Source organism: Streptomyces vietnamensis (genome assembly GCF_000830005.1).
Lineage (GTDB): Bacteria > Actinomycetota > Actinomycetes > Streptomycetales > Streptomycetaceae > Streptomyces > Streptomyces vietnamensis.
The window spans coordinates 6,428,975-6,447,512 of sequence record NZ_CP010407.1 but is presented as its reverse complement, the minus strand read 5'-3'; the positions used below and the strand labels follow the sequence as shown (position 1 = coordinate 6,447,512).

Below are 18,538 nucleotides of genomic sequence, written 5' to 3'. Positions count from 1 at the left end.
TCTCTCTCACCACAGTTCGCTGAAGAGGGCCAGGAGGGCGCCGAGCACGAGCGCGAACACGCCCAGGCGCAGCCACCGGTACTTCGCCGCGAGCACGAGCCCGTGCACGCCGGCCTGTTCGAGGAGCCAGTCGGTGGCGTCCGCCCCGGACGCGCCGAGCCGTTCCCGCAGCGCGGGGGCGGACGGGCCGGAGGTCAGCTCGCGCAGGAGCGTGCGGTCCGCGCCGATCCGGGTGCGCGGCAGGACCACCGAGACGAGCATCAGGACGCCGGCCGTCCACAGCGCGCCCGCCGCGAGCAGGAACGCGAGCCCGGTGCCGGCCGTGGGCAGCGGGGCGCGGTCCCCGGAGAACACGACGGCGAGGAAGGCGAGGGCGCCGGAGAGCAGGATCGCGGCCTTGGTGTCGGCCCGGCCGATGTCCTCCCGGACGGTGGCGAGGAGCCGCTCGGCCATGAACCGCATCTCCTCGGGCGGTACGGGGGCGGGCGCGGGGGCCCGGTCGGGGGCGGGCGACCGGTCGGAGGCAGGAGCCCGGTCGGGGGCGGGTGCGGGGACGGAGGCGGGGTCCGGGGTGTTCATTCGTCGTCCCAGTCGTCGAACTCGGAGCTGGGCCTGGCGGGCCTGGTGGGCCGGCTGGGCCTGGCTCCCCGGCCCGGCCGGTCGCGGCCCTCGCGGTCGTACGGGTCGTCGCGGTCGTACCGGTCGTTCCGCTCGTACGCGTCCGGCTCGTACCGGTCGCGGCCGTCGTCGAACCCGTCGTCGTGGCGGCCCCGGGAGCGCCCCCGCTCGCGCTCCCGCTCCCGTTCCCGTTCGGAGCCCGACTCGACGCGGGTCGGTTCGTAGACCCGGGGGTCGTGCGGGGCCTCGCCGTGCTCCTCGTCCCAGGGTCCGCGCCGGGCGGCCCCGCGGTCCTCGTCCCAGTCCGGGTCGCTCGGCTCCGGGGCGGCCTCCTCCAGGGCGCGCGGCCGCCGCGGGGAGTCGCCCGAGGGGTTGAGGACCCGGTCGGTGATGCCTCCGAGGACGGTGCCGGTCTGGGACCGCAGGTACATGAGCACCTGGTACATCTGCTCGCCGATGTCGTGCCGTTCGAGGACGCCGGTGTCCAGGAGCCGGCTGAAGACCCTCAGGTAGTCGTCCTGGCCCTCGCGCCGCTCCCGCTGGAGCTGGGTGCGGATCTCCCACTGCTTGTCGGGGTGCATCGCCATGTGGTGAGCGATCTGGGCGAGGTCGCCGCGCCGGAAGAGGGCCTCCATCTCGCGGGCGCGCTCGGCGACCAGGGCGCGGTCCGCCGCCTCCCTGCGCCGCTCCGCCTCGGCGACGCGCTCGTCGGCCTCCATCGTGACGCCGACCCGGTCGCGCCGGGAGACCTCGGCCTTGACGGAGTCGTCGAGGTCGATGAAGACGAGGACCCGGGTGCGAAGGCCGATGTCCCGGCCGAAGCTGAGGCGCCCGGTGGCGAGTTCCTCGCGCACGGCCTCGTCGGCGCGCTGCGCCTCGGTGATCCGGAACCGCCGGGACAGCCGGCGCAGGCCGTCGAGCAGTTCGTCGTGGAGCAGCTCGGCGACGTCCTCGACCTGCTCCTGGACGACGAGGTGCGGGTCGGTCACCACCCACTGGACCTTGGCGACGGCGTCGAAGAAGACGCCGTCGCCGGCGGCCGGCAGCTGGAGCCGGAACTCGGTGACGTTGCGGCCGAGCCGTACCTCGAAGACGGTGTACGGGGAGCCGAACATGGGCTTGTTGACGTCCTCGGTGCGGTCCGGCCAGACCACCCGGTGGCCGCCGTTGCGGTAGAGGAGCACGGCGGCGACCCGGCCGCTGCGGCGGCGGTACGGGGGCGCGTACTCGCCGATGAGGGGGCCGCGCGGCCGTCCGGGGGCCGCGGGTCCGCCGGTGGCCGGCGCGTGCCGCCGCCCCTGGCCGCGCGCCTGCTCCGGCTCGTCGTCCGCGCGGTCCGGGTCGAGGTCCGGGTCCTCGTCCCCGTCACGGCCTCCGGAGTGCTGTCCGCCGTTCTGGTCCTCGTGACCCGGCCGCTCGTACCGCTGCCGTTCCCGCTCCCGCCGGTCCCGTTCCTCGTACCGCTCGCGTCCGTCGCGTCCCTGGTACCGCTGCCGTTCCCGGCCGTCCCGTTCGTCGTACCGCTCGCGCTCGTCGCGGTCCCGCTCGTACCGGTGCGCCCGCTCGTCCGGCCGCGCGTTCCTGTTCTGCTCGGGCCCGGTCATCGGTTCGCTCCTTCCGTCACGGCGTCCCACATCCGGCGCGCCGCGCTCCTGTCCAGGGGCCGGTCACGGTCCCGGACCAGTTCGTTCAGCAGTCCCCTGAGCCGGTCCCGGTCGCGGCGGTCCACCGCGAGGCGCGGCAGGAAGGCGCGGACGTGCCCGAGCGCCTCGGGGTCCTTCGCGGCCCTTCGGAGCAGGCCGCCGAGGGCTTCGAGGGCCGCCTCTCCGGAGCGGGCCGTGGCGAGCGTGTGCCGCAGCAGCCGGGCGAGTTCGGGCGCGAGTTCGGGCCGGGTCGCGAGCAGCGCGACGAGCAGGGGGCGGGCCGCGTGCTCGTCGAGTTCGGGCACCTCGCGCAGTCCCCACAGGTGGGTGGTGCGGGTGGCCAGCGTGCGGATGACGGCGAGGTGGACCAGGTTGGCGAGGTTGAGCCGGCCGTCGTCGAGCCACTGCCGGAGCCGCCGCAGGACGGGCTCGGGCTCTCCTGAGGCGAGCAGCCGGGCCACGCTGAAGGAGGCGGGCACGAGGACGTCGACGTCGGTCGCCTCGCGGGTCCTGACGACCCGGGCCAGGGCGTCGAGCGAGCCGGGGACGCTCCCGGCGGCCAGGACGTAGCCGTGCGCGAGCAGCGCCGTACGGACGAGGGTGTCCTCGCCCGAACCGGCCCAGTCCTTGAGCACGGCGGCGACCGCCGGCCGGACGCGCGGGTCGCGGGCGGCCTCGGCGAGCGCGGTGGCGGCGGCCATCCGGGCCCTCGGCTCGTCCGTCACCGCCAGCGGCACCACCAGCTCGCGGAAGCCGTGGATCCAGTCCCAGGAGCAGAGCACTCCGGCGGCGACGGAGGCCCGCACCCACACCTCGGGGCGCGCGTCGTCGCACAGGGCGCGCAGCCACCGGGCCACCGGGCCGCGGACGTTGTGGTAGCCGTGCCAGATCTCACCGAGGACGGCGCCGGCGAGCGCCTCGCCCTGGAAGCGGACGGCCCGCACCGGCACCTTGGCGGGGCCGAGGTCGAGCTCGCCGTCCTCCAGGACGGCCCGGGCCTGCACGGGCCGGTGCTCGGCGTGGGTGCCGAACAGGCGCCGCCCGGGGGCGTGGTCGGGGTCGAGCGTGACGGCGAGCTCCCAGGCGAGGAGTTCGGCGGCCTCGGCGGCGAGGCTGTAGGCGGAGCCGTCGAAGACGGCGACGGCGATGCGGAACGCGCCGGCGTTCAGGACGGGCAGCGCCTCCGGGAGCACGCCGGGGCGGTCGGCGCCGGCGAACCACTCGCGGGCCTGGGAGCGGACGAAGCTCGCGCATTCGGCGACGAGTTGCTCGTCGGTCATCTCGCCGCGCCAGTGCCGGGCGAGGTGTTCGGCGAGCCGGGCGGCCTCGCGGGGCCGCAGCTCCTCCAGGCCGAGGGCCCGGACGACGTCGGGGCGCCGGGCACGCGCGCGTGCGGCGCCGAGGGCCCCGTCGGGCTCGGCGCGCAGGAGGTGCCAGAGGTGGCGGTGGAGGACCTCGTCGGCGGGCGGGGGCGCGCAGTACATCCCGTACCGGCCGCGCAGGAGCCGGTCGGCGAGCTCCCCGTTCTCGACGAGGACGACCCCGTACGCGTCCCGGCCGCGCAGCAGTTCGCCGAAGCGGTCGAGGTGCAGCTCGGAGAGGCGGGTGGCGGGGCGGCGGGCGGCGGGCTCGCCCCGGCCGGAACGGGCGGGGTGCGGCTCGCTCTCGGTGCGGACGTCCTCGGTGAGCAGCTCCAGGAGGTGGCCGCCGCTCTCCTGGAGGACGTCCTCGGTGATCTCGTCGACGCCGTGGCGGGGGTCGAGGCGGAAGACCTTGCCGCCGGTGAGCTCGTCGAGGAGGGCGAGCGCGGTGGCCTTGCGGCCGCTGCCGGGTTCGCCGCAGAGGACGAGGACCCGGTGGTCGCGGAGCCGGTCCCGCATCCGGGCGTAGCCGGCGGTCGCGCAGTACACCCGGCCGAGGTGGTCGAGCGTCTCGGGCGGGACGGGGCCCTGGACGAAGAGCGAGCGGTCGGAGCCGTAGAGGGCGAAGATCTGGTTGCCCTCGAAGACGGTGCCGTCGCCGTGGATGGTGGTCAGCCGGTCGGCCGCGCCGCCCGCCCAGGTGCGGACGGCCCGGAGCGCGGTGGCGGCGCCGCCGGTGTCGCTCTCGCCGCCGAGGGGTCCCCGGTCGGCGGTGGCGAAGACGCTCGGCTCGCGCGACTGTTCACCGGCGGAATCACCGCGCTCGCGGTCCCGGTCACGGTCGCGGTCCCGGTCGCCGCGCTCGCGGTCCCGGTCACGGTCGCGATCGCGGTCCCGGTCGCTCCGATCACGCCGGTCACCGCGGTCACCGCGGTCACCGCGGTCACCGCGGTCGCTTCGGTCACCGCCTCGTTCGCCGCGGTCACCGCCCCGGTCCTGTGCGTCGCCCCGGCCGCCTCCGTCGCCCCGGTCGTGGCCGGAGTCGGGGGTGTCGCTCCCGGCCGCCGGCTCGTCCTGGTCGCTCACCGCGGTTCACCCGCCCCCGCGGCAGGGCCCTTGCGGATGCCGGTGAAGTCCCCGTGGATGGTGTTGCCGTGGACGTCGAGCAGGTCTCCCCCGACGTGGTACGTACGGTTGCCGCCCTCGGTCCGGGGCGTTGGGCCGTCCCCCCGCGACGGCCCAACGCCGGTCCGTGAACCCCCCTCCGCGCCGGGCAGCGGCGGGGCGGTGCTGCGCGGTACGTGGAACCACGCGGTCTCGTCGGTCTCCTTGGACCGGATGCGGGCCGACCGGTAGTGCGTCGGCTCGACGTACCGCCCGCCCTCGGCGACCACGTTCCCGTACAGCCAGTCGGAGACGACGATCAGGAGGTCGACCTCGGGGCTCTCCGCCATGATCCGCTTGGCGGGGGCGCTGTCGCAGAGCCGGGCGGCGAGGTCCACCGCCCGCCCGACGAGCCCGTGCCCGTCCTGGGCGACGAGCCCCGCGTTCATGCCGATCCGCAGCCGCAGGCGGCGGCTGCGGCCCGTGTTGTGGGCGCGCAGGCTCTCGTAGAGGGTGTCGATCCACCGTCCGACCATGAGGGTCGGCGGCACGTCGGGGCGCAGGGCGGCGAGGATGCCGTCCCCCCGGTCCTCCTGGTGGAAGGTGCCGGGTTCGACGCCGACGGAGCCGTACGCCTCGTCGAAGGCGGCGTACATCGCGGCCCGGTGCAGCTCCTTCTCGGCCATGCCCAGGGTCCCGGAGCCGCAGATGTCGCCGAAGACGACGAACCGGTGGATCCCGCCCGCTACCCCGTTCACTTCCGCACTGCTCACTCTCGGACTCCCTGTGTGTGGTGCCGTGGTGGTGCGTGTGTCGCATGTCCAGACTGGCCGCGCGGCGCGGCCGGCGATGTAGCCGTTTACACACCCGGCGGAGATGCGGCCGCCGGGTTTCCGCCGGGGCGTGCGCGCCCCTGCGCGAGCAGCACCAGGACCGGCATGTCGAGGACGACGACGGTGCGGTTCGCGGTGCGGACGACGTCCTGTTCCCTGAGCAGGCGCAGGGCCTTGGCGACCGCCTCCCGGGTGGCTCCGATGGCCGCCGCCAGGTCGTGCTGGGGCAGCGGAAGGTCGAGTACGGTGCCGCCGTCGGCCCGGCGTCCGGCGCGCTCGGCCAGTTCGACGAGGCGGGCGGCCAGGCGCTGGAGGACGGTCTCGGAGGCGAGCGCGCGGCGTTCGACGTCGGCGCTGCGCAGCCGGGTGGCGAGCTGACGCATGATCAGCGCGGTGGCGTGCGGCCGGGCGGCGAGGAAGCGCCGGAACCGGTCGCCGGAGACGGCCACCGCCTCGACCGTGCCGAGTGCGGTGACGCTGGCGCTGCGCGGACCCCGGTCGACGGCGGCGAGGTCGCCGACGACCTCGCCCGCGCCGCGCAGGGCGAGGATGAGCCGCGATCCGCGCTCGGTGCCGACGGAGACGACGGACCAGCCGGAGAGGAGCGCGAGGACGTAGGCGCTGGTGTCGCGTTCGCGGATCATCACCTCCCCGGGTTCGTAGACGCGCCGGGCGCCCTCGGCGAGCAGCGACCGCCGGTCGGCCGCGGGGAGGGCGTGGAGGAAGGAGCGGTCCTGGCCGAAGAGACTCATCGCCGCTCACCCCCGTACCGTCCGCGGGTCCTCCGGGGAAGACCGTCCACCGGTGGCCGACCGGCGCTTTCGTGTGTGTGTTCCCACCTCATGTGGCCTGCTGAGCCACACTATTGACGCTGTGTCACGTCATGGGGTGAAGAACGCTAGAGGGTGCGGAAGAAACGCGTCAACGGGCACGGGGGGCGCAGGGGAGCGCCGCCGTCGGCGCCCCTGCGCCCCCCGTGGAAGCCCGCCGGAATCGTGCCTTCGACGCGACCGCCTAGGCTCCGGGGCTGCCTGGTGCCCCCGAGGACCGTGCCCGTCTGCAGGCCGGTGGTCGGTTTGTGCCCACCCTCCCCCAAGCTCTCGGCTTCGCTCGAGCAGGGGGGACCCCCTTGCCCTTGCGGAACGCCTGCCCACAAACCGACGAACGCCTGCCCACAAACCGACGAACGCCCCCTCAGAGTCTCGGGTCGACCGGTTCCGACTCCAGGGCGAGGACCGCGAAGACGGCCTCGTGGACGCGCCAGAGCGGTTCGCCCGCGGCGAGGCGGTCGAGGGCCTCCAGGCCGAGCGCGTACTCGCGCAGCGCGAGCGAACGCTTGTGACCGAGGAAGCGCTGCCGCAGCCGCTCCAGGTTCTCCGGGCGGGTGTACTCCGGACCGTAGATGATCCGCAGGTACTCCCGGCCGCGCACCTTCACGCCCGGCTGCCCGAGGCGGCCGTTCGCGTCCCGCACCAGCGCCGCCAGCGGTTTGACGACCATGCCCTCGCCGCCCGCCGCGGTCAGCTCCAGCCACCAGTCGGTGCCCGCGCGGACCGAGGCCTCGTCGCCGGTGTCGACGACGAGCCGGCGGGTGACCTGGAGCAGCCCGGTCGGGTCGTGCTCGACGAGCCGGTCGAGCCAGGCGAGCTGCTCGTCGTGCGGCACGGCCGCGAGCGAGCGCCCGCGCGCCGCGAGCAGCTGGAAGGGCGCGAACCGCACGCCGTCGAGGCCCTCGGTCGGCCAGCAGTACCTGCGGTACGCCTCGGTGAAGGCCTCCGCGTCCGCCGCCCGTTCGCGCTGCTTCGCGAGCAGCCCGTCGACCCCCTCGACCCCGCGCGCCACCGCCTGTTCCAGGGCGGCGACCGCGCCCGGGAAGACGGCGCCGGAGGCGGCGCCGACCGCCGCGTACTGCGCGCGGAGCAGCCCGGCCGACTTGAGCGACCACGGCATCAGCTCGCCGTCGAGCAGCAGCCAGTCGGTGTCGAGCTCGTCCCAGAGCCCGGCGGCGCCGATCGCGGTCCGCAGCCGGCCGAGGACCTCCTCGGTGACGTCCCTGTCGTCGAAGAAGGGCCGTCCGGTACGGGTGTGCAGCGCACCGGTCACCCCGGTGACGCCGAAGCGCTCGCGGGCCGCCTCCTCGTCGCGGCAGACCAGGGCCACGGCCCGGGAGCCCATGTGCTTCTCCTCGCACACGACCTTCTCGACGCCGTCCGCCCGGTACTGGGCGAAGGCCTCGGCCGGGTGCTCCAGGTAGCCCTCCTCCTTCGAGGTGGCGGTCGGCGCCATCGTCGGCGGCAGGTAGGCGAGCAGTCGCGGGTCGACGGCGAACCGGCTCATGACCTCCAGGGCCGCCGCCGCGTTCTCCTCGCGCACGGCGACGTTCCCGCCGTGGCGGGTCTCCACGGTCCGCCGCCCGTGCACGTCGGCCAGGTCCAGGGGGCGCCCCTGGTGCCCGCCGGGCGCCTCGGTGGCGAGCGGCCGCGCCGGCTCGTACCAGACGCGCTCGGCCGGTACGTCGACGAGTTCGCGCTCCGGCCAGCGCAGCGCGGTCATCTTCCCGCCGAAGACGGCCCCGGTGTCGAGGCAGATGGTGTTGTTGATCCAGGAGGTGGTCGGCACGGGCGTGTGCCCGTACACGACGGTGGCCCGGCCCCGGTACTCCTCCGCCCACGGGTAGCGCACCGGCAGCCCGAACTCGTCGGTCTCGCCCGTCGTGTCCCCGTACAGCGCGTGCGAGCGGACCCGCCCGGAGGTCCGGCCGTGGTACTTCTCCGGCAGACCGGCGTGGCAGACGACGAGGTTTCCGCCGTCGAGCACGTAGTGGCTCACGAGACCGTCGATGAACTCCGCCACCTCCGCCCGGAACTCCTCGCTCTCGCGCCCCAACTGCTCGATGGTCTCGGCAAGTCCGTGCGTCTCCTGCACCTTCCGGCCCTTGAGCCACCGGCCGAGCTTGTTCTCGTGGTTGCCGGGGACGCACAGGGCGTCGCCCGCGGCGACCATTCCCATGACCCGGCGCAGGACGCCCGGCGAGTCGGGGCCCCGGTCGACGAGGTCGCCGACGAAGACGGCCGTCCGCCCCTCGGGGTGGTGCCCGTCGACGTAGCCGAGCTTCGCGAGCAGGGTCTCCAGCTCGGAACGGCAGCCGTGGATGTCGCCGATGACGTCGAAGGGACCGGTGAGGTGCCGCAGATCGTTGAAGCGGCGCTCCAGGACGACCTCGGCGGCCTCGACCTCCGCCACGGAGCGCAGCACGTGCACCTTGCGGAAGCCCTCGCGCTCCAGACCGCGCAGCGAACGGCGCAGCTCCCGCCGGTGGCGCTGGATGACGTGCGCGGGCATGTCCGCCCGGTCGGGCCGGGCGGCGTTCCGGGTGCGGCACACCTCCTCGGGCAGGTCGAGGACGATCGCGATCGGCAGCACGTCGTGGGTCCTGGCCAGCTGGACGAGCTGGCGCCGGGCCTCCTGCTGCACGTTGGTGGCGTCGACGACCGTCAGCCGGCCCGCCGCCAGGCGCTTGCCCGCGATGTAGTGCAGGACGTCGAAGGCGTCCCGGCTCGCGGACTGGTCGTTCTCGTCGTCGGCGACGAGCCCCCGGCAGAAGTCGGAGGAGACGACCTCGGTCGGCTTGAAGTGGCGCCGGGCGAAGGTGGACTTGCCGGAACCGGTGGCACCGACGAGCACCACGAGGGACAGATCGGTGACGGGCAGGGTACGGGTCTCGGTGGTCATCGCGGTCCCTCCTTCTCGGTGTCGGTACGGCTCTCGGTACGGCTGAAGACGGCCATCTGGGTCGGCGGCCCGACCTCCGGGTCGTCCGGTCCCACGGGGGCGAACTCGACCCCATACCCGTACTGCCCGGCGACGCCGGCCGCCCAGGCCCGGAACTCCTCGCGGGTCCATTCGAAGCGGTGGTCGCCGTGCCGGACGTGCCCGGCCGGGAGCGACTCCCAGCGCACGTTGTACTCGACGTTCGGCGTGGTCACGACGACCGTACGGGGCCGGGCCGAGCCGAACACCGCGAACTCCAGGGCCGGCAGCCTCGGCAGGTCCAGGTGCTCGATGACCTCGCTGAGCACGACCGCGTCGTACCCGGCCAGCCGCTTGTCGGTGTACGCGAGGGAGCCCTGCGTCAGCTTCACGCGGGCGGCCTGCCGCTCCCCCATCCTGTCGAGGCGCAGCCGGCGCGCGGCGATGCCCAGGGCCCGCGCGGACACGTCGACACCGACGATCTCGGTGAAGCGCGGGTCCTTGAGCAGGGCCTGCACCAACTGCCCCTGCCCGCAGCCGAGGTCGAGCACGCGAGCCGCCCCGGCGCCGTGCAGCGCGGCGAGGATCGCCTCCCGCCGCTGCTCGGCGAGCGGCACCGGACGCTCCTCCGTGTCGGTGGTCTCGTCGACGGCGTTGTCGACGTCCTCGACGTCCAGGCCCTCGGCCTCGGCGAGCCTGACCAGTTCGAGCCGCTCCGTCGCCTCACGGGCCAGGCTCCAGCGGCGCGAGAGGTAGCGGGCGGTGATCAGCTTCCGCTCGGGGTGGCCGGCCAGCCAGCCGTCACCGGCGCGCAGCAGCTTGTCGACCTCGTCGGGCGCGACCCAGTAGTGCTTGGCGTCGTCGAGCACGGGCAGCAGGACGTACAGGTGGTTGAGGGCGTCCGCGAGCCGCAGCTCGCCCTCCAGGACCAGACGCACGTACCGCGAGTCGCCCCACTCGGGGAACTCCCCGTCCAGGGCCACCGGTTCGGCGTCCACCGTGTCCCAGCCCAGCGGCCCGAACAGCGCCCGCACCAGCTCCGCGCCGCCCCGGGCGGGGAGCGCGGGGACCTCGACGCGCAGCGGCAGCGGCGCGGCGGCCCGCTCGGGCATCGCCTTGCACTCGCCGTGCAGCGCGGTCTTGAAGACCTTGGCGAGCGCGACCGCGAGCAGCGAGGACGCCGCGTAGGGCCGGTCGTTCACGTACTGCGCGAGCGCCGAGTCCGGGGCGCCGCCCCGGCCCTTGCCCTTGCCGCGGCGCACCAGCGCCACGGGGTCCACCTCCAGGAGGAGTGCCGCGGTGCACCGCTCGGCGCTCGCCTCGGGGTAGAGGACGTGCGCCGTGCCGTGCGAGGTCGAGAACGCCTGCGCCCGCTCGGGATGCTTGTGCAGCAGGAAGCCGAGATCGGTCGCGGGTCGCTCCGGGTTGCCGGTCGTACTGATCGTCAGGAACACACCTTCGAGTATGGTTCGCCCCTCCCCTCCCCACCAGGCATTTTCCGTGCCGCCGGGGCCGGGGCGCGGCCTCAGCCGGTGCTGTCTCCTCCTTCCGTCGCCAGGGTGTCGGCGAGCGCGCCGATGGTGGCCGGGCCGACGCGGCAGCAGCCGCCGACGAGCCGGGCACCCGCTTCCGCCCAGCCGACGGCCCACGCCGGGTCGAAGGCCATGTCCCCCTGCCAGCCCCGCGCCCGGGCGTCCCACCGCTCCCCGCTGTTCGGGTAGACCACGGCCGGCTTCCCGGTCACGGCCACGGCGAGCTCCACCGCGTCCCCCGCCTCGGCCGGGTCGCAGCAGTTCACCCCGACCGCCACGACCTGCTCGTTCCCCGCGGCGACCGCGAAGGCCTCCGCCAGGTCCTGCCCGGCCCGGGTCCGCCCGCCCTCGACGGTGTACGAGAGCCACACCGGCACCCCGCACCCCTCGGCCGCCCGCAGCAGCGCCTCGGCCTCCTCCGCGTCCGGGACGGTCTCCAGGGCGAGGACGTCCGGCGCCGCCCCGGCGAGCACCTCGATCCGGGGCCGGTGGAACCGCTCGAGCGCGCCCACGGACAGCCCGTACCGTCCCCGGTACTCACTGCCGTCCGCGAGCATCGCCCCGTACGGTCCGACGGACGCGGCGACCCACACCTCCTCCCCCGCTCCCTCCGCCGCCGTCCGGGCGAGCTCCACGCTCCGGGCGAGCAGCCGCGCCGCCTCCTCCCGGCCCGTGCCTCGCCGGGCGAAGCCCTCGAAGGTGGCCTGGTAGCTGGAGGTGATCAGCACCCGCGCCCCGGCCCGCACGTATGCCGTGTGGGCCGCCTCGATCTGCTCGGGCCCGTCGGCGAGGAGCCGCGCGGACCAGAGCGCGTCCGAGAGGTCGCAGCCCTGCGCCTCCAGCTGGTTGGACAGCCCGCCGTCGAGGACGAGGACCCCCGCCCCGAGGGCTTCGGCGAGCGTGGTGACCGGTCTCATCGGATCGCCCCCGCTCATCCCAGCTGCGACTGGACCCGGGCGGAGATCAGCTCCAGGTGGTCCAGGTCCTCCAGGTCCAGGACCTGGAGGTAGACCCGGGAGGAGCCGATCGCCGCGTACCGTCCGAGCTTGTCGACGACCTCCGCGGGCGAGCCCGCGAGCCCGTTCGCCTTGAGCTCGTCGACGTCCCGGCCGATGGCGGCGGCCCGGCGGGCCACCTCGGCGTCGTCCTTGCCGACACAGACCACCAGCGCGTTCGAGTACACCAGGTCGCCGGCCGGCCGCCCGGCCGCCTCGGCGGCTGCCCTGACCCGGCCGAACTGCCGCTCGCTGTCCTCGACGGACGCGAACGGGATGTTGAACTCGTCCGCGTACCGCGCGGCGAGCCGCGGCGTACGGCTAGCGCCGTGCCCGCCGATCAGCACCGGGACCCTGGACTGGGCCGGCTTGGGCAGCGCGGGCGAGTCGGTCAGCTGGTAGTGCTCCCCGTGGAAGCTGAAGGTCTTCCCGACCTCGGTCTCCCACAGGCCGGTGACGATCGCCAGCTGCTCTTCGAGGCGGCCGAACCTCTCCTTCGGGAAGGGGATGCCGTAGGCCTTGTGCTCCTCCTCGAACCAGCCTGCTCCCAGACCCAGTTCGACCCGGCCGCCGGACATCCGGTCCACCTGGGCCACCTGGATGGCGAGGACCCCGGGGAGCCGGAAGGTGCCGGCCGTCATCAGCGTGCCGAGCCGGATCTGCTTCGTCTCCCGGGCCAGGCCGGCCAGGGTGATCCAGGCGTCCGTCGGTCCGGGCAGCCCGTCCCCGCTCCCCATCCTGACGTAATGATCAGAGCGGAAGAAGGCGTCGAATCCGAGCTCCTCGGTGGCCCGGGCCACCGTGAGGAGGGTGTCGTAGTCGGCCCCCTGCTGGGGTTCCGTGAAGATGCGAAGATCCATGCCTCCATCCTGCACCGTCGAGTGCCTGTCAACATCGCCGTCAGCTCCCCGTCCGCACCGGCTCGGTCGGGTGAATATCCGGCCCCCTGGCGGGCCGCGTCCGCCCTGGCCAGTGACCGGGGCCCGGCACTGTCGTTGGCTCGGGCGGAGCCGGACCGCCCGGCCCGCGCGCCGGCGGCCGCTGCCGGTGCGTCTCTCTCACGGCCCCGTCCTCGGCGGCGGGGCCCGGGCCGAGGAGGCCGCCATGTCCCAGGAAGCCGCGCCGGAGCGGGCCGTGCCCGAACAGCCGGTGCCGCAGTCCGTGCCCGAGCAGAAGGGCGCCGGCGCCCCCAAGGGCCTGCTCCAGCAGATGGAGGAGCTGATGGCGGCGCTCTCCGCCGACCTCTCCCAGCTGGACGCCGACCTCCAGTCCACGTCCGACCGCCACGCCCAGGAACCCGAGCCCCAGCAGGACCCCCGCCCCGAGCACCACGACGCCCAGCGCCAGGGCCCCGACCAGCACTGACCCGAGCAACAGGACCACGGCCGGCACCGCCCCTGCCGGCAGTGCCTCCACCGGCAACGACCCGACCGGCATCGCCCCGGTCGGCACCGCCCCGAGCAGGGCCGTCGCCTCCCCGCGCATCCCTACCACGACGGGCCCCGTCCCGGGCCCGCTCGGCCTCGGGCGGGGTCGGGCGGGCGGGCCCGCTCCCCGTCGCGCACGGCGAGGCGCCGCAGCATCCCGCGCACCCGGTCGCTCGACTCGTCGGCGGCGTCGATGGCCTCGATGCACTGCCAGTACAGCCCCTCCTCGTCGGTGGCGCAGGCCACGCCCACGAGCGCGATCCCCACCTCCCCGAGAAGCTCCCCCAGCGCGGTCAACGCCCCCCACGGGTCCGCGACTTCGGTCAGCTGGGCCGCGCGCGGTCCGCCCGCGCCCCAGGTCGGGTACTCCCCGATCTCGCTCAGCCCCCGCGCCTCGCCCCGCAGCTCCATCGGTCCGCAGAGCGCGAGGTGACTCCCTATCGCCTGGGCGAGCGCCTGGGCCTGCCAGGCCTCCGCCACGATGTCCTGTGCCGTCCCGCTCTCCGCCAGTGCGTGCCGGCCGAGCGCGATGAGTCGCTCCGCTTCCATCAACGCCGCCCCCGTTCGTACGACTTACTGCCCACTCACTCCACTACCCAGAGTGAGGCCGCCTGAGCCTCGACACCAGAGGAATTCGGAAATCTGTGGACAGGAAGCCTGACGGGGAAAAGTCGATCACTCCGAAGAGTGACGATCTCCGTCCGTAGCCCCGTTCGTGCCTCCGTTCGCGCCTCCGCCCCCACCCCCTCCGCCCCGCCTCCGTACGGGAAATCGGACCTCGTTCCGGTCGATCTTGGCCGCGAGCGCCGCCAGCGGATCGACCCCGAGCACCTGGCAGAACTGGAGGAGGTAGGCGAGCACGTCCGCGACCTCGTCGGCGACCCGGTGCGCCGACTCCGGGTCGTCCATCACCCGCTCCGCCTGCTCCGGCGTCAGCCACTGGAAGATCTCCAGGAGTTCGGCCGCCTCCACGCTGAGGGCCGCCGCCAGGTTCTTGGGCGTGTGGTAGGGCTGCCAGTCGCGGGCCGCCGCGAAATCGGCCAGCCTGCGCTGCAGCCCCGCCACGTCGTTGTTCTCCGTCACCCCCTCAGGTCTACCACCGTCACCCCGGGCGTCCGGCGCGCTTCCCCCGCCGCCCGTTCGCCGACCGTGCCCGCCACCCGGATGTGGCCGTCGGCGGCGATGTCCGTCGCGAGCCGCAGCAGTTCGCCCACCTGCCTCCCGTCGAGTCCCCGGTCCAGGCCGTCGGCGAGCAGCGTCAGGCCCTGCATCGCGTCCGGCACCTCGGCGATCCGGTCCATCTCCAGGACTCCGGGGCCCGTGAGCAGGGTGAGCGCGAGCGCCAGATAGCGGAGTTCGCCGTCGCCGAGGCGGCCGAGCGGCGTCACGGGCCGGCCGCCCCGTTCGAGGACCGCGCGGACGGTGCCCTCCGGGAGTTCCTGCACGCCGAGCCCGGTGACGGGTCCCGCGCAGCCCGCTCCGGCGACGGCGGCGAGGCGGTGGTGGCGGCGCGGGCAGTCCGTGTGGGTGCGGTGCAGGACCTCGGCGAGGTTGCCGCAGCCGCGCCGCAGCCGCCCCTCGCCGGGCGGCACGGGGTCCCGCATCCGCTCGGGCCGGGGGTCGCAGGCGAAGGCGGACCGCAGCCCGATGACGACCTGCTCGGCGGCGGCCAGGACCTCCCGCTGCCCCTGGGTCTTGCCCGCGACCCGCAGCGGCAGCAGGGCCGTGCCGAGCAGGTCGTCGGGGAGCGGGGCCCGGGTGACGGGGGTGGCGCCGGCCGTGTGCCACTCGGCCTGGACGGTGCTGCGGCCGGGGTCGCGGAGCGCGGTGGCGAGCAGGGTGCGGCCCCGGCCGGTGAGCCGCTCGCCGACGATCCTGAGCCGGGGCTCGGCCTGCACGGCGAGGTCCAGGCTGACGGGGCCCTCGGGTCCGTCGACCGTGCATCCGAGCCGGAAGCCGCGCCTGCCCTGGGCGTCGGGCCGGGCGCGCTCGGGGACGCAGTCGGCGGCGTCGGGGAACACCTCGTGGAGCGCTTCGCCCGCGCCGAGCCGGGCCAGCGCCTCGTACGCCCGCAGGGTGGTGGACTTGCCGCTGCCGCTCGGCCCGGCGAAGAGGGTGACCGGTCCGAGGGCGTGCACGGCGGAACGGTGACCGGCGAAGGCGGAGAGCCGCAGCTCGGTGACCGCGGGCCGGGCGCAGGGCGCCGGCCGGGCGGACAGCGGCCCGCCCCGGCCCTCCGCCGCGACCGGGCCCCGCGCCTCGGGGACGGAGGCGCGGGACCCGATGGAGCGGGACCCGACGGAGCGGGATCCGGCGGGACGGGACCCGATGGGAGGGTCCCCGGCGGGACGGCCCCCGGTGGATCCGGGCCCTGAAGCGCGGGTGCCGGAAGCCGGGGCGCCGACGGCACGGGCATCGAACGCACGCGCACCGGAAGCGCGGGCACCGGACGCGGAGGCCTCGGCGCCACGAGCATCGGGCACACGAGCGTCGGACGCACGGGCTTCGGAAGCGCGGGCATCTGAAGCGCGAGCCTCGGAAGCGCGGGCATCAGAGCCACGAGCTTCGGAAGCGCAGACTTCGGAAGCGCAGACTTCGGAAGCACGAGCCTCGGAAGCGCGGGCATCAGAGCCACGAGCGTCGGAAGCACAGGCTTCGGAAGCACCGGCATCAGAAGCAGGCGCGACAGTGGAAGAGCGGGTCGAGGAAGGAACGACGTCGGAGGGGCGGGCGTCTGACGTGCGGGCGAGCGTGGAGCCGCCGGTGAGGTCCATGCCCGGACCGTACGCAGATCATTCCCTGACGAACCGTTACGGCGAGATGACCTTCCTACGATCGGGGGACGCCGGCGGTCCGGCCGCCCACGACGTCCTCCTCGCCCTCGCCCTCCGCGCCCTCGACCTCCGTGCCGGCCGGGGCCAGCAGGAAAACGTTTCGGTCGACACGGTGCATCCCGCTGCCGAGGCCGAAGACGACACCGCTGCTGAAGTCGAGGATCCGCTTGGCGACCTCGGTGTCGGCGCTCGTCAGATCGAGGAGCACCGGGATCTGGGCGATCAGGTACTCGGCGACCTCGCGGGCGTCGGCGAAGACCTGCACGCGGAGCACGACCATGCGGCGCTGCTCGGCGGATTCGTACTGCTCGGGGATCGTGCGGTGGTCGACCCTGGACGGCCATTCGTCACGGCCGCGCAGGGGCAGGACCTGGGCGAGGCCCTCCCACTGCTCGTCGGTGACGTCGTACCTCTCGTACCTACTCATGGCCCCATCCTCCCGCTCCTCACCCGTTCGGCCCAACAACGACACGAGGTGATGGCCCGGGGAGCGGTCGGCGAGCCGCCCGAGGTCAGCCGGTCCCCTGACCCGCGCCCGCCGGCGGGACGGAGTACGTGACGGTGGCGGAGGCCGCCAGATCGCCCGCCTCGTCCCGGAGTTCGGCGAGGACCACGCAGAGGCGCCGGCCGAACTTGGCCATGCGCGCGTGGGTACGGAGCAGTCCGGGCCGGGGGCGGTTGAGGTAGCTGATCTGGAGCGAGGTGGTGAGCGCCATCGGGGTGGACCGCCCCAGCCGGGCGTTGATCAGGAGGAAGGCGGCGAGGTCGACGAGCCCGGCCTGTTCGGGGCCGGAGATCGTGCCGCCGGGGCGGGTGCGGAGCCGGGCCCCGTCCGCCTCCATGAGCAGGTCCGTCCCGCTCGCGTCGGTGACGCGGCAGGCCGCGTAGTCCGGGAACTGCCGCTGGACGAGCGCGTTCAGCTCGTCCGGCGACAGCGTGGCGGAAGCAGAAGCCGAGGCCGACGTCCTCGCGCCCGTCATCAGACGAAGCTCTTCGCCAGCCGGCGGAGGCCTTCCCCGATCTCTTCGGCCGAGTGCGTCGTGAACGAGAGCCGCATCGCGCCCGGGTCCGGCTCGCCGCAGAAGAACGGCGCCCCCGGCACGTACGCCACCTCGTGGCCGACGGCGGTCTTCAGGAGGGCCGTCGCGTCGTGGCCGGCGGGGAGGGTCACCCAGATGAACATGCCGCCCTCCGGCCTGTTCCACCGGCTGCCTTCGGGCAGGGCGCCCGGCAGGCCTTCGAGCATCGCGTCCCGCCGCTCCTGGTAGGCGGCGCGCATCACCGCGACGTGCGCGTCGAGGTCGCTGTCGCGGAGGTAACGGGCGGCCGCGGCCTGGTCGATGGTCGAGGTGTGCAGGTCGGCAGCCTGCTTGGCGATCACGCAGGCGCGACGCAGCCCGGCGGGGGCGCGCAGGAAGCCGAGCCGGAGGCCGGGGGCCATCACCTTGGAGAAGGAGCCGAGCAGGACGGTGCGGTCGGCGGCCACGGGGTCGGCGGCGATGGAGGGGACGCGCTCGCCGTCGTAGCGCAGTTCGCCGTACGGGTCGTCCTCGACGATCCAGAACCCGTGCCGCGCGGCGGCCTCGGCGACGGCGTGGCGGCGCTCGGCGGGGAGGGTGCGGCCCGTGGGGTTCTGGAAGGTGGGGACGATGTAGAGGAGGGTGGCCTTCTCGCGGACCGCGATCTCCTCCAGGGCTTCCGGGACGAGCCCCTGGTCGTCGGTGGGCACGGGGACGACGCGGGCGCCGGCGAAGCCGAAGGTCTGCAGGGCGGCGAGGTAGCAGGGGTCCTCGACCAGGACCACGCTGCCCGGTTCGACGAGGGCGGTGGTGAGGAGCGTGAGCGCCTGCTGCGAGCCGGTGGTGATCAGCAGGTCGTCGGCGTCGGTGGGCAGTGCGCGCGCGGTGAGGCGGGCGGCGATGGCGGCGCGCAGCTCCGGGTCGCCCTCGGTCGTCGAGTACTGGAGGGCCGCCTGCGGGTTCTCCGTCAGGACCCGGTCGTACGCCGCCCGGATCCCTTCGATGTCGAACAGTTCGGGGGCGGGCAGGCCTCCGGCGAACGAGATCACCTCGGGCCGCGCCGTGAGCGCCAGGATCTCCCGTACCGGCGACGAACCGACGTTGGCCAGCCGGGAGGCGGTGGCCGGCGCGGGCACGGAGGGGGTGGCGGGGGTGGCGTTCGCGGGCGCGGAGGCGGCAGAAAGCATGGCGCCAGCATATAGAGATTCAAGACGGTGTCCAGGTCGTTCGATTCCCGCCGGGCGTGGCCGAGTTGACACAGTTCGGGACCGCTCGCGGGGCGAATTCCGGTCCGATCGGGGCGTGATCCGGCCACACTGCGGGCCGTGGAATTTCGGCCGTGCGCACCGAATTCGGAGGATTCCCCTCCTCCGGCCTTTCCCGCTGGTCGCCTCCGGGAACGGGCGGCCCGGTGATCTTTCC

At 74.6% G+C, this 18,538-nt stretch carries 16 protein-coding genes; 1 reads left to right on the top strand and 15 read right to left on the bottom strand.

Annotation, left to right across the window (positions count from 1 at the left end; translation table 11 throughout):
- Nucleotides 1–6 precede the first annotated feature (6 nt).
- The 9 genes from SVTN_RS28960 to SVTN_RS28920 all read right to left on the bottom strand — a co-directional run bounded on the left by SVTN_RS28960 (nucleotide 7) and on the right by SVTN_RS28920 (nucleotide 12,696).
- Nucleotides 7–579: a Pycsar system effector family protein gene (locus SVTN_RS28960; protein WP_041131735.1), complete on the bottom strand. Its 573-nt coding sequence runs from the start codon at nucleotides 577–579 to the stop codon at nucleotides 7–9.
- Nucleotides 576–2,222, bottom strand: coding sequence for a hypothetical protein (locus tag SVTN_RS28955; RefSeq protein WP_041131734.1), 1,647 nt, complete (start codon nucleotides 2,220–2,222; stop codon nucleotides 576–578). Before SVTN_RS28955 ends, SVTN_RS28960 begins: the two co-directional genes overlap by 4 nt.
- Complete coding sequence (locus tag SVTN_RS44400) at nucleotides 2,219–4,708, bottom strand: hypothetical protein (protein ID WP_041131733.1); 2,490 nt, start codon at nucleotides 4,706–4,708, stop codon at nucleotides 2,219–2,221. Before SVTN_RS44400 ends, SVTN_RS28955 begins: the two co-directional genes overlap by 4 nt.
- Nucleotides 4,705–5,499, bottom strand: a complete 795-nt coding sequence (locus SVTN_RS28945; protein WP_245727665.1) for a nucleotidyl cyclase domain-containing protein — start codon at nucleotides 5,497–5,499, stop codon at nucleotides 4,705–4,707. The genes SVTN_RS44400 and SVTN_RS28945 overlap by 4 nt, the downstream gene beginning before the upstream one ends.
- A gap of 86 nt (nucleotides 5,500–5,585) precedes the next feature.
- Nucleotides 5,586–6,311, bottom strand: coding sequence for a Crp/Fnr family transcriptional regulator (locus SVTN_RS28940; RefSeq protein WP_041131732.1), 726 nt, complete (start codon nucleotides 6,309–6,311; stop codon nucleotides 5,586–5,588).
- 442 nt (nucleotides 6,312–6,753) lie between these two features.
- On the bottom strand, nucleotides 6,754–9,291 hold the full coding sequence (locus tag SVTN_RS28935) for a polynucleotide kinase-phosphatase (RefSeq protein WP_041131731.1): 2,538 nt from the start codon (nucleotides 9,289–9,291) through the stop codon (nucleotides 6,754–6,756).
- Nucleotides 9,288–10,763, bottom strand: coding sequence for a 3' terminal RNA ribose 2'-O-methyltransferase Hen1 (locus SVTN_RS28930; RefSeq protein ID WP_052499347.1), 1,476 nt, complete (start codon nucleotides 10,761–10,763; stop codon nucleotides 9,288–9,290). Before SVTN_RS28930 ends, SVTN_RS28935 begins: the two co-directional genes overlap by 4 nt.
- 71 nt (nucleotides 10,764–10,834) lie before the next feature.
- On the bottom strand, nucleotides 10,835–11,758 hold the full coding sequence (gene mmuM, locus SVTN_RS28925) for a homocysteine S-methyltransferase (protein WP_041131730.1): 924 nt from the start codon (nucleotides 11,756–11,758) through the stop codon (nucleotides 10,835–10,837).
- Nucleotides 11,759–11,772: 14 nt separating this feature from the next.
- Nucleotides 11,773–12,696 (bottom strand): LLM class F420-dependent oxidoreductase, encoded by a 924-nt coding sequence (locus SVTN_RS28920; RefSeq protein ID WP_041131729.1) that lies wholly within the window; start codon nucleotides 12,694–12,696, stop codon nucleotides 11,773–11,775.
- A gap of 244 nt (nucleotides 12,697–12,940) precedes the next feature.
- On the opposite strand from SVTN_RS28920, the gene SVTN_RS28915 reads away from it, so the two are divergent.
- Nucleotides 12,941–13,201, top strand: coding sequence for a hypothetical protein (locus tag SVTN_RS28915; protein WP_041131728.1), 261 nt, complete (start codon nucleotides 12,941–12,943; stop codon nucleotides 13,199–13,201).
- 122 nt (nucleotides 13,202–13,323) lie between these two features.
- Here SVTN_RS28915 and SVTN_RS28910 read toward each other — a convergent pair whose 3' ends face one another.
- From SVTN_RS28910 to SVTN_RS28885, 6 genes are all read right to left on the bottom strand, one after another.
- Complete coding sequence (locus SVTN_RS28910; protein WP_174518297.1) at nucleotides 13,324–13,812, bottom strand: DUF6099 family protein; 489 nt, start codon at nucleotides 13,810–13,812, stop codon at nucleotides 13,324–13,326.
- Nucleotides 13,813–13,938: 126 nt separating this feature from the next.
- Nucleotides 13,939–14,346 (bottom strand): nucleotide pyrophosphohydrolase, encoded by a 408-nt coding sequence (locus tag SVTN_RS28905; RefSeq protein ID WP_041131727.1) that lies wholly within the window; start codon nucleotides 14,344–14,346, stop codon nucleotides 13,939–13,941.
- Entirely contained in the window at nucleotides 14,343–15,548 is a 1,206-nt protein-coding gene (locus SVTN_RS28900) for an AAA family ATPase (RefSeq protein ID WP_425429060.1), read from the bottom strand. Before SVTN_RS28900 ends, SVTN_RS28905 begins: the two co-directional genes overlap by 4 nt.
- A gap of 544 nt (nucleotides 15,549–16,092) precedes the next feature.
- Nucleotides 16,093–16,524 (bottom strand): cell division protein SepF, encoded by a 432-nt coding sequence (locus SVTN_RS28895; RefSeq protein ID WP_041131726.1) that lies wholly within the window; start codon nucleotides 16,522–16,524, stop codon nucleotides 16,093–16,095.
- Between the two features lie 85 nt (nucleotides 16,525–16,609).
- Nucleotides 16,610–17,077, bottom strand: a complete 468-nt coding sequence (locus SVTN_RS28890) for a PaaI family thioesterase (protein WP_041131725.1) — start codon at nucleotides 17,075–17,077, stop codon at nucleotides 16,610–16,612.
- The gene (locus SVTN_RS28885; protein WP_174518296.1) at nucleotides 17,077–18,303 is read right to left on the bottom strand and encodes an aminotransferase-like domain-containing protein; all 1,227 of its coding nucleotides are present in this window, start codon (nucleotides 18,301–18,303) and stop codon (nucleotides 17,077–17,079) included. The genes SVTN_RS28890 and SVTN_RS28885 overlap by 1 nt, the downstream gene beginning before the upstream one ends.
- Nucleotides 18,304–18,538 lie beyond the last annotated feature (235 nt).